This is a genomic window from Streptomyces sp. NPDC048659 (genome assembly GCF_040650575.1).
Lineage (GTDB): Bacteria > Actinomycetota > Actinomycetes > Streptomycetales > Streptomycetaceae > Streptomyces.
In genome coordinates this window covers 33,000-47,211 of sequence record NZ_JBEZHM010000035.1, presented here as the reverse complement: position 1 = coordinate 47,211, position 14,212 = coordinate 33,000, and the positions used below count along the sequence as shown (strand labels likewise).

Here is a 14,212-nt window from a genome sequence, read left to right as displayed (position 1 = left end):
CAACACCGCCGTCCCGGGCGGCGATTGAAGCCCCCTCCCACCCTTCCCACCCATAGAACATGAACAAGAGTTCATGTTATGTTGCCGCCGCCGCGCAGCCCGGCGGCCGCACGTGTGCGATTCCGCAGCAGCGCGATCAGGCGACAAGGCAGGTGCCCGTGACTCCGAGCAGCCCCACCAGCCCCACCGGTCCCACCCGACTCCCCTCCCTCCCCGCCGACTTCGTCTGGGGCGCGTCCACCGCCGCGTACCAGATCGAGGGCGCGGCCGACGAGGACGGCAAGGGCGCGTCGATCTGGGACACCTTCGTCCGCCGCCCCGGCGCCGTCCGCGACGGGCACACCGGCGAGGTGGCCTGCGACCACTACCACCGGTTCGCCGAGGACGTGGAGTTGATGCGGCGGCTCGGCCTAGACGCGTACCGCTTCTCGGTCTCCTGGCCGCGCGTGCTGCCGGCCGGGTCCGGGAAGGTCGAGCCGCGCGGGCTCGACTTCTACGACCGGCTGGTCGACGCCCTGCTGGCCGCCGGGATCGAGCCCACCCCCACCCTCTTCCACTGGGACCTGCCGCAGGCCCTGGAGGACGAGGGCGGCTGGCTGAACCGGGACACCGCCGAGCGCTTCGGCGCGTACGCGGGCGTCGTCGCCGAGCGGCTCGGCGACCGGGTCAAGCGGTGGATCACCCTCAACGAGCCTTTCGTGCACCTGTCGTTCGGCTACGCCTTCGGCGTGCACGCCCCCGGCCGCACCCTCATGCTGGACGCGCTGCCCGTCGCCCACCACCAGCTCCTCGGCCACGGGCTGGCGACCGCCGCCGTGCGGGCCGCCGTCCCGGACGCGCGGGTCCTGATCGCCAACAACTGCACCCCGGTCCGGCTGCGCTCCGACGCGCGCGCCGACGCGGACGCGACGGCCGCCGAGGCGTACGACGTGCTGCACAACCGCCTCTTCAACGACCCGCTGCTGCACGGCGCGTACCCCGACCTCTCGGCGTACGGGATGCCGGACCCGGCCTGGGGCGGCGTCGTGCGCGACGGCGACCTCGCCACCATCGCGGCGCCGCTGGACGGCCTCGGGATCAACTACTACAACCCCACCTGGATCACCGCCCCCGCCGCGCCGGAGCTCGGCCTGCCCTTCGACCTGGCCGAGCCCGAAGAGGCGTACGAGCGGACCTCGTTCGGCTGGCCGGTCGTCCCCGAGGGCCTCACCGAGCTGCTCACCGGCCTCAAGGAGCGCTACGGGGCCGCCCTCCCGCCGGTCTGGATCACCGAGAACGGCTGCTCACAGCCCGCCGGGACCGAGGACCCGGCGCGGATCGACTACCTCGCCGGGCACCTCGCGGCCGTGGCGCGGGCCGTCGAGCGCGGGGTGGACGTGCGCGGCTACTTCACCTGGTCGCTGCTCGACAACTTCGAGTGGGCCGAGGGCTACCACCAGCGCTTCGGCCTGGTGGAGGTCGACTTCGCCACCGGGCTCCGCACCCCCCGCGCGAGCTTCGAGTGGTACCGCGCGCTGATCGCCGCCCACCGCTCATGAGCGGCGCGTCCGCCGCCGAACCGGCCTCCCCCTCCCCCTCCCCCACGGGCCCCGCGTCCGCCGCCGCGCTGCTCGACGAGCCCACCGTCCCGGTCGGGCCCGGCTGGACCACCGGGCTCTCGCTGGCCACCCTCGCCGTCTTCATGGCCTTCATGACCCCGATCCAGATCCTGCTGCCGCTCCAGCTCGAACGGATCGCCCCGCAGGACAAGAGCGCCGCGCTCTCGCTCGTCACCGGCCTCGGCGCCCTCGTCGCCGTCCTCGTCAACCCGCTCGCGGGCGCCTGGTCGGACCGCACCACCAGCCGGTTCGGACGCCGCCGCCCCTGGATCCTCGGCGGCGCCCTCGCCGGGGCGGCCGGGCTGGCGTTCACCGCCGTCCAGCACACCGTCGCCGGGGTCGCCGTCGGCTGGTGCCTGGCGCAGGCGGGCCTGAACGCGATGCTCGCCGGGGTGACCACCCCGGTCGCCGACCGGGTGCCGCTGAGCCAGCGCGCCCAGGTCTCCGGCTGGACGGGCCTGATGCAGTCCATCGGCCTCGTCCTCGGCGCGCTGATCACCACCCTGCTCGTCACCGGCGTCGGCTCCGGCTACGTCACCCTCGCCGTGCTGACCGTCGCCCTCGCCCTGCCGTTCACGCTGCGCCACACGGAGCCCGCGCTCCCCCGGGAGCTGCGCCCCGCCTTCGACGCCCGCGCCTTCGCGCGGAGCTTCTGGGTGAGCCCGCGGCGGCACCCGGACTTCGGCTGGGCCTGGCTCAGCCGCTTCCTGATCAACCTGGGCAACGCGCTGGGCACCCTGTACCTCTTCTACTTCCTCGCCGACGCCGTGCGGTACGCCGACCCCGGCACCGGGGTGCTGATCCTCACTGGGGTCTACACGCTCAGCGCCGCGGCCACCGCGATCCCCGTCGGCCGGCTCTCGGACCGGGCCGGGCGGCGCCGGACCTTCGTCGTGGTGTGCTCGCTGGTCATGGCCGCCGCCGCGCTGCTGCTGGCCCTGCTGCACACCTGGCCCTCGGCGCTGCTCGCCGCGGCGGTGCTGGGCGCCGGGTACGGGATCTACCTCGCCGTCGACCAGGCGCTGGTGACCCAGGTGCTGCCGCGCGCCGCCGACCGGGCCAAGGACCTCGGCGTCATCAACATCGCCAACTCCGGCCCCCAGGTGCTGGCCCCCGCGCTCGCCGCGCCGGTCATCGCCCATCTCGGCGGCTACACCGGCCTGTACGCCGCCGCGGCCCTGGTCATCCTGCTCGGCGGGCTCCTCGTCACCCGCATCCGCGGCGTGGCGTGACCCGGGCCGGGCGCCCGGTCAGCCCGGCCCGCCGCCCCAGTAGCGGGCCAGCGCGCCCTCCTTGTACGGGGCGGGGCTCACGCTCAGGTCGCCGGCGAAGGGGCGGTCGAGGACGAAGACCAGCAGCAGGCTGAAGCCGACGAGCCCGGCGACGGCGCCGACGAAGAGGAGCTGGATCCGCAGCCGGCGCACCCCGTACAGGAAGGTGAGCGGGATGAGGACGAGCGCGCCGCCGAAGGCCAGCGCCTGGAGCAGCGGCGGGAGTTCCTGCTCCGCCATGTTCAGGCGGGCGCGGCGCTGGCCGGCCACGTCGTTGAGGCGCCCGACGGCCTCCTCGTAGAAGACCTCCTCGCGGGAGGTCTTCGGCTCGTACGCCTGGAGCGCGTCGAAGACGTCCTGGAGCTTCTCGGCGGTGACCCCGTAGCTGGGCTGCCCGGCGCGCATCCGGGGCCACTGGTCGTCCACGATCGCGTGGACGTAGCCGCTGAGCGCCGCGTCGACGTCGGCGCGGACGGGCGGCGGGAAGGCGGCGGCGTCCCGGGCGATGAGCGCGATGTCGGTGGCCTCGGTGGAGACGATCGTCTGGGTGGTGTCGAGCTGCGTCCAGAGGGCGACGATGACGAAGGCGAGGATGATCCCGTAGATCGCGCCGAACATGCCCAGGGTCACGCCCACCATGTCGTTGTGCTCGCCCCGGACGAGCGAGGGGTAGCGGCGGCGGGCCAGCACGCTGCCGACGACGGCGAGCAGGACCGTACCGCCCACGGTGACCACGGTAAGGGTGAGGGTGCTGAAATGATTGAGCAGCCAGAGCGACATGTGCGGGAAGTCTAGGGTTCAACATTCCTGGGTCGGGACCGGAAAGGCGCCATCTGGCCGCTTTCCACACCATCGAGTGAGAGGGTGCCGCAGTGCCGTCGTACAGCATGGGGCAGGCCGCGAAGCTGCTCGGCGTCAGCCCGGAGACCGTGCGCCGCTGGGCGGACGCCGGCCGGCTCCGGGTGGCCAGGGACGGCGCGGGGGCCCGGGTCGTCGACGGCGCCGACCTGGCCCGCTTCGCCGTGGAGCGCGGGGCCGGGCTGCACGCGGTGCCGGAGGACGCCGTGCCGACCTCGGTGCGGAACTCCTTCGTGGGGATCGTGACGGCGGTACGGGTGGACGACGTGGCCGCGCAGGTCGAGGTGCAGTCGGGGCCGCACCGGCTGGTGTCGCTGGTGACCCGGGAGGCGGTCGAGGAGCTGAAGCTGGCGGTCGGGGTGACGGTCACCGCGCGGGTGAAGTCGACGAGCGTGCACGTCGACCTGCCCTGACCGGGCCGAGCGGCCCTCGGCCCTCAGCCCCCCGGCCCTCGGCCCCCGGCCCTCAGCGGCACAACAGGGCGGCCCGCAGGTCGAGTTTGTGGTCGAGCCGGGACAGGTCGCGGCCGGTGAGGGCCTCGACGCGTTCGATGCGGTAGTGGACCGTGTTGACGTGCAGGTGCAGGGCCTCGGCGGTCCTGGCCCAGGAGCAGTTGTGCGCGAGGAAGACCTCCAGGGTCTCCAGGAGGGTGGCGTGCGAGGCGCGGCCGGGGCCCAGCAGCGGGCCGAGGACGGTCTCGCGGTAGACCTCCCGCACCTCGGCGGGGATGCCGGCCACCAGGGAGTCGAGGCCGCGCAGGTCGCCGAGGCCCGCCACCCGCTGCCGGGCGGGCGCGTCGGCCCGCGCGCCGGCGAGCGCGTAACGGGCCTGCGCGAGCGCGGAGTCGAGCCCCGCGGCGGCGGCCACGGGCTCGCTGATCCCGGCGTGCAGGGCGGTGCCGGGGCGGCAGGCGTGCACCAGCGGCCACACCTCGGCGAGCAGCGCGCGCAGCTCCGGCCCGGCGTCCTCGTCGTGGGCGAGGACGGCCATCGCCTCGCCGCCGGGGCGCTCGGCGACGGCGACGGCGACCCGGCCGGGCGGCAGGTGCCCGAGCGCCTCGGCGAGCGCGGCGGCCCCGTCGGCGGCGCCGGTGTCCCCGGACCCGGGGCCGGCCCCGGCGCCGGCCCCGGCGGCGGCCCCGGCGTCGCCGGTCCTGCGGGCTCCCCCGAGGCCGGGACCGGCCCCCGGCCCGCCGGGGCGCCCTCCGGCCGTCGCGTGGCCGCGCTGGTCGAGGTGGGCCACGAGCACCGTGTACGCGCGGCCCTCGCCCACCCCGCAGGCGGTCAGGGCGGCCTGGACGCGGGCCGGGTCGGGGTAGGCGGCGCCCACCGCGGCCGTCAGCTCCCGCGCGGCGGCGGCCCGGGCCGCGCGGCGGCGGTCCTCGCGGCGCCGGTGGCGGCCGAGGAGTTCGGCGATCTCGTGCAGGACCCGGGGCGGGACCTGGCCCTCCTCGGGCAGGTGCAGATGCCAGGCGTCGAAGGCGGTGTCCTCGTCGGCCTCGACGCGGACCGTCGTCCCGCGCACCCCGCGCAGCAGCTCCGCCGCCCGGGGGGCCGGCAGCCCGGGCGCGCCCGCGGTCCGGGCAACCGTACGGCCGCTGCCGGTGAGCAGATGGCAGTCGGGGGTGCCGAGGTGGGCGAAGGCCCGGTCGAGCAACTCGGCGACCGAGGCGCCGCGTTCGAGGGCGCGGTCGAGGTCGGCGCGGACGTTCTCCGGCAGCGCGTAGTGGTCGGTGGGGCGGCGGCTGAGCTCGCCCCACTGGCGGAGGTAGACGGCCTCGGTGACGGCCCGGAAGCTGGTGTGCGCGGGGACGGCGAGCAGGGCGACGCGGTGCCGGCGGCAGGCGTCGACGACCTCCCTCGGCACCCCGCCGTGGGTCTCCTCGCCGGCCAGCAGCGCGACCGCGCCCGCGCCGCTGAGCGCGGAGACGAAGCGGTCGGCCTTGGCCGGGTCGTCCGCCCTGTTCCACCAGACCAGTCCGCTCAGCACGATCTCGCCGGCCTCCAGGAACCGGGCCGGGTCCTCCAGGTCGGTGGCGGTGACGCCGCCGACCTCCTGGCCGAGGAGCGCCCGGTCCCCCCAGACCAGGGAGAGGTCGAGACGGTCGAGGCGGAGAAGATGGTCGACCTGCATACGGAACTCCTTGCCCCCTGATGAATTGCGCACGCCTCCACCTCACATGCGCAAGGTGAATACGAGACGTTCCATCGTAGATGCCATGTCAGAGTGCGGAAACGCCTCTCGTTCGAACACACAGGGCGGGGCCGCCGGAGCTGGAGCTTCGCCGGGGGCCGTCCGGGGTTCTCGGTCGTTCCTCCAGGGCTCCTCTCATTCGCGATGGAGGGTCCTCCATGTTTGTTGCAGATGAGAGCCGGGCCGTCCTACGGTGTCGCACATGCAGTCCTGCCGGGAGGGGAAGTCGGCCGCACCTGACACCTGAGCCCCACGCAGTACTCCCGCACTTTCCCCGTCATGCCCAAGGAGTCGTACCGTCATGTCCTTCGCCCTCTCCCCGGCCAGACGCCGCACCGCCGCCGCCGCGCTCACCGCCGCCCTGCTCGTCCCCCTCGCCGCCTGCTCCAGCAGCGACGACACCAAGAAGGACACCAGCGGCTCCACCCCCACCACCAGCGCCGCCCCCAAGGCCCAGCTCACCGTCCTCGCCGCCGCCTCCCTCACCGACGTCTTCAAGACCGCCGGCGCCGCCTACGAGAAGACCCACCCCGGCACCACCATCACCTTCTCCTTCGCCGGCTCCCAGGAACTCGTCGCCCAGGTCGCACAAGGCGCCCCCGCCGACGCCCTCGTCACCGCCGACACCAAGTCCATGGACAAGGTCAAGAACGACACCGCCACCCCCGTCGTCATCGCCAAGAACCGCCTCGTCATCGCCACCGGCGAAGGCAACCCCCACAAGATCGGCACCCTCAAGGACCTCGCCGACCCCAAGCTCAAGGTCGTCCTCGCCGCCCCCGAAGTCCCCGCCGGCAAATACAGCGCCAAGATCCTCGACACCCAGAAGATCACCGTGAAGCCCGTCTCCCAGGAGCCGAACGTCCGCGCCGTCCTCAGCAAGGTCGAACTCGGCGAAGCCGACGCCGGACTCGTCTACAAGACCGACGCCGAAAGCGCCAAGGACAAGGTCGACGCCATCGAGATCCCCGACGACCAGAACGCCATCGCCGAATACCCCGCCGCCGCCCTCAAGAACAGCAAGAACACCGACGCCGCCACCGCCTTCGTCGCCTGGCTCAGCACCCCCGAAGCCCAGAAGATCCTCCAGGACGCCGGCTTCCAGAAGCCGTAACCCCGAGCCAGCACGCGGGGCCGTCCGTCCCGGGGGAACGGACGGCCCCTCCGCCCCACTCCCCCGCCCTCGGGATCTTCGATGAAACGAGCAGGCCCCCGCGCCTCCGGTGCCCGGCCGCCCCTGCTGCTCGCGCTGCCCGCGCTGGCGGCCGTGGCCTTCCTCTCCCTTCCCCTCCTCGGCATCCTGGTGCGGACCGAGTGGAGCGAGCTCGCCGGCCACCTCACCGCCCCCGGCACCGTCGAGGCGCTGAAGCTGTCGCTCCTGGTGTCCTTCTGGGCCCTCGGCCTCTCCCTGCTCCTCGGCGTGCCGCTCGCCTGGCTGCTGGCCCGGGTGCCCTTCCCCGGCAAGGCGTTCGTCCGCTCGCTGGTCCTGCTGCCGATGGTCCTCCCGCCGACCGTCGGCGGCGTCGCCCTGCTGCTCGCCTTCGGGCGGCGCGGCCTCCTCGGGCCCTGGCTGGAGTCCACCTTCGGCATCACGCTGCCGTTCCACACCTCCGGCGCCGTGCTCGCGGCCACCTTCGTCGCCATGCCGTTCCTGGTCATCAGCCTGGAGGGCGCGCTGGGCGGGCTGCGGCCCCGGTACGAGGAGACGGCCGCCTCGCTCGGCGCCTCGCCGGTCCGGGTCTTCTTCACCGTCACGCTGCCGATGGTGGCGCCCGGCGTCGTCGCGGGCGCGGCCCTGACCTGGGCCCGCGCGCTCGGCGAGTTCGGCGCGACGATCACCTTCGCCGGGAACCTGCCGGGCACCACCCAGACCCTTCCGCTCCAGGTCTATCTGCTGCTCCAGGACGAGCCGGAGGCCGCCACCTCGGTCTCGCTGCTGCTCCTGGCCATCGCGATGGCCGTGCTCATCGCGCTGCGGGGCCGCTGGACCGGCACCCCCGCCGACCGGGCCCGCACGCCGGCACCCGCCCCGGACGCCCCGGACGCTCCGGACACCGCGCCCGCCACGCCTGACGCTCCCAGCACACCCGCCGCACCCGACGCGCGGTGGGCGCTGCACGCCGAGGTCACCGGCTTCACCCGGCTGACGCTGGACGCCGAACCCGGCACGACCATCGCCGTGGTGGGCCCGAACGGCGCCGGGAAGACCACCCTGCTGCGGGCCCTGCTCGGGCTCACCCCCCGCGCCCACGCCGACCTGTCCCTGGGCGGCACCGACGTCACCGCGCTGCCCCCGCACCGGCGGCGGGTCGCCTGGGTGCCGCAGGACGGCGCCCTGTTCCCGCACCTGACCGCGCTCGCCAACACCGCGTACGGGCTGCGCGCCCAGGGTGTCGGCCGGGCCGAGGCCCGCCGGGAGGCGCGGCTCTGGCTCGACCGCCTCGGCGTCGGGCACCTGGCGCACCGGCGCCCGGGGCAGCTCTCCGGCGGGCAGGCGCAGCGGGTCGCGCTGGCCCGCGCGCTGGCCGCCCGCCCCCGGCTGCTGGTGCTCGACGAGCCGCTGGCCGCGCTCGACCAGACGACCCGGGCGCACGTCCGGCACACCCTGCGCGGGCACCTCGCGGGGTTCGGCGGCGTCTGTCTGATCGTCACCCACGATCCCGTGGAGGCCGTGTCGCTGGCCGACCGGGTGCTGGTGCTGGAGGACGGGCGGGCGCTGCAGGACGCGGCCCCGGCCGAGGTGACCCGGAATCCGCGCTCCCCCTGGGTGGCCCGGATGCTCGGCCGCAACGCCTGGCCCGGGACCGCCGCCCCCGAGGGGCTCGCGCTCGACGGCGGCGGCGCCCTGGTCGCGGCCGAGCCGCCGCCCGCCGGGACCCGGGCGCTGGCGATCGTCGCGCCCGAGGCGGTGTCGCTGCACCGCGAGAAGCCGGCCGGGAGTCCCCGTAACGTCTGGCCCGGGACCGTACGCGAGATCACGGCGAGCGGCAGCCGGCTGCGGGTGCTCGTGACGTCCGGGGAGACGCCGGACCTGGTCGCGGAGATCACCCCGGGGGCCGCCGCCGAGCTCGGGCTCGCGGACGGGGTGTCGGTGTGGGCGGGTGTGAAGGCGACCGAGGTGACCGTCGTCGTGCTGTGACCGGCGCCCCCGCCGGGCGGGCCGGTGCCGAGTGACCGACAAGGAGTGAGGACGATATGACCGAGAACGGGCCCTCCGCCGTGCGCGACTGGCTGCGCGGCATCGAGGTCTTCGACCGGCCGCTGCCCGCCTTCCGTCCCGAGCTCGCCCCGGACGGTCCCGTGGAGCTCTTCCTCGGCTGGCTGCGGGAGGCGGTGGCGGCCGGGGTGCCCGACCCGCACGCCATGACGCTGTCCACGGTGGACGAGGCCGGCGACCCCGACGCCCGGGTGCTGATCCTGAAGGACGTCGGGGACGCCGGGGGCTTCCTCTTCGCGGGGCACGCCACCAGCCCCAAGGGGGTCCAGCTCGGCGGCGCTCCGCGCGCGGCGCTGACCTTCTACTGGGCGGAGTTCGGCCGCCAGGTGCGGGTGCGGGGCGCGGTCCGGCGGGAGTCGGCCGCCCGCTCGGCGGCGGACTTCCTGGCGCGCTCCGACAGCGCGCGGGCCGAGGCGGTCCTGGGGCGTCAGAGCCGCTACCTCGGCGACCCGGACGAGCGCGAGCGCGCGCTCGCCCGGAGCCTGGCCGGGATCGCGGCCGACCCCGGCCTCGTCGAGCCCGCCTGGACGCTGTGGGCGCTCGTGCCGGAGGTCGTCGAGTTCTGGCAGGCGACCGCCGACCGCTCCCACGTCCGGCTGCGGTACGAGCGGGAGGGCGGGGGCTGGCAGCGGCGGCGGCTCTGGCCCTGACCGGCCGTCGAAGGCCGCGCGGGGGCGGGTCGGGCGGGGGCGGGTCAGGCCGAGGCGAGCGAGATCTCGGTCGACTTGATCAGCGCGACGACGGAGGTCCCGGCACTCAGGCCGAGCTCCTCCACGGCCTCCTTGGTGATGGCCGCGGTGAGCTCGCCGCCCTGGACCGAGACCTTGACGGAGCCCATGGCGCCGCCGGTGGCCACCTCGGTCACGGAGCCGGGGAGCTGGTTGCGGATCGAGATGCCCTCGACCGGGCCGGTGGCGAGGACGACCTCGGTCGACTTCACCAGGGCCTTGACCGAGGAGCCGGCGGCCAGGCCGAGGTCCTTGACCGCCTCGGTGGTGATGGCGGCGGTGATGTCCTGGCCGCCGGCGAGGGTCACCTTCACCGAGGCCATGGCCTCGCCCGCGGTGACGGAGGTGACGGTGCCGGGGAGCTGGTTACGGATGGACAGGGTCATGGTGAACGCGCCTCACATAGCCGGGAAGGAGCAGTCGTCACTTCTGTGACCTGCGGTTCTTCCGAAACTACCGGACGGCGGACGGCCCTCCGCGCGACGCGTCGCAGGCACCAGGCGAAACGCGGGTGATTCCTGTGAAATGCCGCGCGGGGGTCCCGCGCCCCGGGGTCAGGACCAGGGCGCGCGCCCCGGGGTCAGGACCAGGGCGCGGGGGCCGGGGGCGGGACGACCGGCGGGCGGTCGTCGCAGGTGATCGTGTTGGGCAGGAGCCAGGGGGCGAGCCAGCCGCCGTCGTTGCCGCCGAGGTCGGCGAGGGAGAACTCGGAGCCGGTGGCGGGGAAGTTGAAGGAGCCGCAGTTGTTGACGCCGACGGCTCCGACGTTGCGGGCGTCGACGTTCTCGAAGGTGGCGGAGCCCTTGGTGCGGGCGCTCAGCACGGAGTTGCCGGTGCCGTCGACGCGGATGTCCTTGAAGTGGACGGCCGGGATGTCGTAGCGGTCCTTCACGCCGTACTCGCTGACCAGCATGATCGCGTTGTGGGTGGAGTCCAGGTAGTGGTCGCCGGTGACGCGGATGTCCGCGTCGATGGAGCGGTCCAGGGCGTAGAGCCAGAGCGCGCCGAGGCCGATTCGCCAGTTGAGGTCGAGGCCGCCGGCCCGGACCGTGGTGTTGCCGGTGAAGTGGAGGGCGCCGGAGAAGGGTTCGGCGCCGAAGCGGGAGCCGGCGTGCAGTCCGCTGCCCTCGCGGACGGGGTCGGCGACGAGGTTGCCCTCGACGGTGGTGTCGGTGCCGCCGTAGACGGCGATGCCGTTGGCGAGGGTGGGCGACTGGACGGTGTTGCGGGCGATGGTGTTGCGGGCGTCGGCGGTCTTCTCGGACCAGAGGGCGATGCCGTCGTCGCCGGTGTTGCGGACGAAGTTGTTCCGGACGAGCGAGTCGGTGACGCCGGTGTGGAAGTTGAGGGCGTCGGCGATCTGGTCGGTGATGATGTTGTCGGTGATCCGGACGCGGCTCATGGGGCCGTCGAGCCAGATGCCGACCTTGGTGTGGTGCAGGTAGAGGCCGGAGATGGTGGAGTCGCTGAAGGCGCCGCCGATGGCGTTGACCTGGTCGGTGTCGACGCGTGCGCGGACGTCGCCCTCGATGGCGAAGCCGGAGAGGCGTACGTGGCGGCTGCCGCCCTCGGCGGCGCTCCTGCCGTACAGCCCGACGCCGGTGTGCGTGGAGCCGTCGGGCGCGGGGACGGGGAGGGCGACCTCGCGGCCCTTGAGGACGGTGTGCCAGTTGCCCGCGCCGACGAGGGCGACGTCGTCGACGGTGATGTGGCGGTCGACGCGGAAGGTGCCCGGCGGCAGGTAGACGGGCCGGTCGGCGCGGCGGGCCGCGGCGATGGCGCGTTCGATGGCGGGGGCCGCGTCGCGGCGGCCGGTGGGGTCGGCGCCGAAGGCGCGGATGTCGAGCCCGCCGCGCTCCACGTGCGGCGGGGCGACCCGCTCGGTGTCAAGGAGGTCGATCACGGTCCAGGCGGCGGGGCTGCCGGCGGGGACGGTGAGGCGGACGCGTTCGCCGGCCCGGTGGGTGGAGCGGAGGAGCAGGCGCTGCTCGTCGTAGAAGTGGGTGGGGCGGAAGGGCTTGGTGAGGACGGGGGCGGGGGTGGTGGCGGCCGGGACGCAGGAGCATTCGGCGAGCCACCAGTCCGGGTGGAGCAGGTCGGCGCCGGGGTCGTTGGTGAACGGGTACTGGTTGTACAGCCAGGAGTACGCCGAGGTCAGCGTGAGGGTGTCCTGGTGGCGTCCGCCGACGGAGACGGCGAGCGGGGCGGTGGTCCCGCCGCCGCCGGGGGCGTCGGGGATGCTGTAGCGCACGGTGAGGGCGTTGGCGGCGCGGGGCAGGGTGAACTCCACGTACTGCCCCGGCGTGAGCCGCACCGCCTTCCGGCCGGACGCCTCCGAGGGGAGGGTGTACGGGGTGCGGTCCGGGCCGATGACGGTGCCGTCGGTACGGGCGTTCTCGGCCTCCTGCTCGTCGAAGGCGACGTCCGCGCCGCGCCCGGCGGTGAGGGCGGGGTCGAGCCCGGCGCGGGTGACGGCGGGCGCCGGGCCGGGGGGCGCGCCCGGTGGGGCGGCGACGGCGGTGCCGGTGAGCGCGGTGAGGGTGGTGCCGAGGGCGAGGAGGGCGGCGGCGAGCGCCTGCGCCCTGCCGTGCGGGCGGGCCATGGGGCCTCGTTTCTCTCGGGTGGGGCGCGGGCGGCGGCGGGGAGGGGGTACGGGGAGGGTCAGGCGGTGCGGAGCCAGGCCGCGGTGTCGGGCGGCAGGGTCCCGTCGGGGCCGAGCGGGCCGCTGGCGAGGAGGAGTTCGGCCCCGTCGGGGAGCGGGACGGGGGCGGCGGCGAGGTTGACGAGGCAGCTCAGGCCGTGGTCGCGGGTGAAGGCGAGGACGCCGTCGGGCGCGGGGAGCCAGCGCAGCGGGCCGTCGCCGAAGCCGGGCACGGTGCGGCGCAGGGCGAGGGCCTCGCGGTAGAGGCTGAGCATGGAGCCGGGGTCGGCGCTCTGCCGGTCGACGGCGTAGCGGGCCCAGTCGGCGGGCTGGGGCAGCCAGGTGTCGCGGCTGTCGGAGCCGAAGCCGTACGCGGGGGCCTCGGCCTCCCAGGGGAGGGGGACCCGGCAGCCGTCGCGGCCGGGGTCGGTGCCGCCGGAGCGGAAGTGCATGGGGTCCTGGATGCGGTCGCGGGGGATGTCGGCCTCGGGCAGGCCGAGTTCCTCGCCCTGGTAGAGGTAGACGGAGCCGGGCAGGGCGAGGGTGAGGAGGGCGGCGGCGCGGGCGCGGCGGGTGCCGAGCTCCAGGTCGGTGGGGGTGCCGAAGCGTTTGGCGGCGAAGTCGAAGGCGGTGTCGGCGCGTCCGTAGCGGGTGGCGGTGCGGGTGACGTCGTGGTTGCAGAGGACCCAGGTGGCGGGGGCGTGGACGGGGGCGTGTTCGGCGAGGGTGTCGTCGATGGTGCGGCGGAGCCGGCCGGGTTCCCAGGGGCAGGCGAGGAAGTTGAAGTTGAAGGCGGTGTGGAGTTCGTCGGGGCGCAGGTAGCGGGCGAAGCGTTCGGCGTCGGGGAGCCAGACCTCGCCGACGAAGACGCCGCCGTAGGTGTCGGCGACGGCCCGCCAGGAGCGGTAGACGTCGTGGATCTCGTCCTGGTCGATGTACGGGTGGGGGTCGACGCCCTCGACGAAGTCGCGGAGTTCGGGGTCCTTGGTGAGCAGGGCGGCGGAGTCGATGCGGACGCCGGCGACGCCTCGGTCGAACCAGAAGCGCAGGACGTCCTCGTGTTCGCGGCGGACGTCGGGGTGGGACCAGTTGAGGTCGGGCTGTTCGGGGGTGAAGAGGTGGAGGTACCACTCGCCGTCGGGGACGCGGGTCCAGGTGTCGCCGGAGAACTGGGAGGGCCAGTCGTTGGGCGGGAGTTCGCCGTCGGCGCCGCGGCCGGGGCGGAAGTGGAAGCGGGCCCGTTCGGGGCTGCCGGGGCCGGCGGCGAGGGCGGCGGTGAACCAGGCGTGCCGGTCGGAGACGTGGTTGGGGACGATGTCGACGATGACGCGCAGGCCGAGGGAGGCGGCTTCGGCGATGAGCTTCTCGGCCTCGTCGAGGGTGCCGAAGGCGGGGTCGATGGCGCGGTAGTCGGCGACGTCGTAGCCGCCGTCGACCATCGGGGAGGCGTACCAGGGGGTGAACCAGACGGCGTCGACGCCGAGGGCGGCGAGGTGGGGCAGGCGCGCCCGGACGCCCGCGAGGTCGCCGGTGCCGTCGCCGTCGCCGTCGGCGAAGCTGCGCGGGTAGACCTGGTAGATGACGGCGTCGCGCCACCAGTCGGCGTCTCGGGTCGGGTTGGGGGCTGCCACGTGAGGGTCCTTTCGGGCAGGGACGGGTGCGGTGGTGGTGCGGGGAGGGCCCGCGGCGCGGGGAAGGGCGGCGCG

11 protein-coding genes are annotated in these 14,212 nt (G+C 74.8%); 6 read left to right on the top strand and 5 right to left on the bottom strand.

What is annotated here, in order from left to right; genetic code table 11:
• Nucleotides 1-152 precede the first annotated feature (152 nt).
• Both AB0C99_RS24840 and AB0C99_RS24835 read left to right on the top strand, forming a co-directional pair.
• A complete protein-coding gene (locus tag AB0C99_RS24840; protein ID WP_362478937.1) occupies nucleotides 153-1,538 on the top strand; it encodes a GH1 family beta-glucosidase in 1,386 nt (461 codons plus the stop codon).
• A complete protein-coding gene (locus AB0C99_RS24835) occupies nucleotides 1,535-2,830 on the top strand; it encodes an MFS transporter (RefSeq protein WP_362478934.1) in 1,296 nt (431 codons plus the stop codon). Before AB0C99_RS24840 ends, AB0C99_RS24835 begins: the two co-directional genes overlap by 4 nt.
• Before the next feature lie 18 nt (nucleotides 2,831-2,848).
• Here AB0C99_RS24835 and AB0C99_RS24830 read toward each other — a convergent pair whose 3' ends face one another.
• Nucleotides 2,849-3,649 carry a DUF4239 domain-containing protein gene (locus AB0C99_RS24830; RefSeq protein WP_362478931.1) on the bottom strand — a complete coding sequence of 267 codons (801 nt, stop codon included), beginning with the start codon at nucleotides 3,647-3,649 and terminating at the stop codon, nucleotides 2,849-2,851.
• A 92-nt stretch (nucleotides 3,650-3,741) separates the two neighbouring features.
• Between AB0C99_RS24830 and AB0C99_RS24825 the strand changes: the two genes are divergently transcribed.
• Nucleotides 3,742-4,140: a helix-turn-helix transcriptional regulator gene (locus tag AB0C99_RS24825; RefSeq protein WP_362478928.1), complete on the top strand. Its 399-nt coding sequence runs from the start codon at nucleotides 3,742-3,744 to the stop codon at nucleotides 4,138-4,140.
• 52 nt (nucleotides 4,141-4,192) lie between these two features.
• Here AB0C99_RS24825 and AB0C99_RS24820 read toward each other — a convergent pair whose 3' ends face one another.
• Nucleotides 4,193-5,860 (bottom strand): PucR family transcriptional regulator, encoded by a 1,668-nt coding sequence (locus AB0C99_RS24820; protein ID WP_362478925.1) that lies wholly within the window; start codon nucleotides 5,858-5,860, stop codon nucleotides 4,193-4,195.
• Nucleotides 5,861-6,221: 361 nt separating this feature from the next.
• Here AB0C99_RS24820 and modA point away from each other — a divergent pair, with 361 nt between their 5' ends.
• The 3 genes from modA to AB0C99_RS24805 all read left to right on the top strand — a co-directional run bounded on the left by modA (nucleotide 6,222) and on the right by AB0C99_RS24805 (nucleotide 9,787).
• Nucleotides 6,222-7,034 (top strand): molybdate ABC transporter substrate-binding protein, encoded by an 813-nt coding sequence (gene modA / locus AB0C99_RS24815; RefSeq protein ID WP_362478923.1) that lies wholly within the window; start codon nucleotides 6,222-6,224, stop codon nucleotides 7,032-7,034.
• An 81-nt stretch (nucleotides 7,035-7,115) separates the two neighbouring features.
• Nucleotides 7,116-9,059 (top strand): ABC transporter permease, encoded by a 1,944-nt coding sequence (locus tag AB0C99_RS24810; RefSeq protein WP_362478920.1) that lies wholly within the window; start codon nucleotides 7,116-7,118, stop codon nucleotides 9,057-9,059.
• A 56-nt stretch (nucleotides 9,060-9,115) separates the two neighbouring features.
• Nucleotides 9,116-9,787 carry a pyridoxal 5'-phosphate synthase gene (locus tag AB0C99_RS24805; RefSeq protein ID WP_362478917.1) on the top strand — a complete coding sequence of 224 codons (672 nt, stop codon included), beginning with the start codon at nucleotides 9,116-9,118 and terminating at the stop codon, nucleotides 9,785-9,787.
• Between the two features lie 44 nt (nucleotides 9,788-9,831).
• On the opposite strand, the gene AB0C99_RS24800 is transcribed toward AB0C99_RS24805, so the two are convergent.
• From AB0C99_RS24800 to AB0C99_RS24790, 3 genes are all read right to left on the bottom strand, one after another.
• Entirely contained in the window at nucleotides 9,832-10,251 is a 420-nt protein-coding gene (locus tag AB0C99_RS24800) for a TOBE domain-containing protein (RefSeq protein ID WP_362478914.1), read from the bottom strand.
• A 194-nt stretch (nucleotides 10,252-10,445) separates the two neighbouring features.
• Complete coding sequence (locus AB0C99_RS24795) at nucleotides 10,446-12,467, bottom strand: glycosyl hydrolase family 28-related protein (protein WP_362478912.1); 2,022 nt, start codon at nucleotides 12,465-12,467, stop codon at nucleotides 10,446-10,448.
• 59 nt (nucleotides 12,468-12,526) lie between these two features.
• Nucleotides 12,527-14,137: a glycoside hydrolase family 13 protein gene (locus tag AB0C99_RS24790; protein ID WP_362478909.1), complete on the bottom strand. Its 1,611-nt coding sequence runs from the start codon at nucleotides 14,135-14,137 to the stop codon at nucleotides 12,527-12,529.
• Nucleotides 14,138-14,212 lie beyond the last annotated feature (75 nt).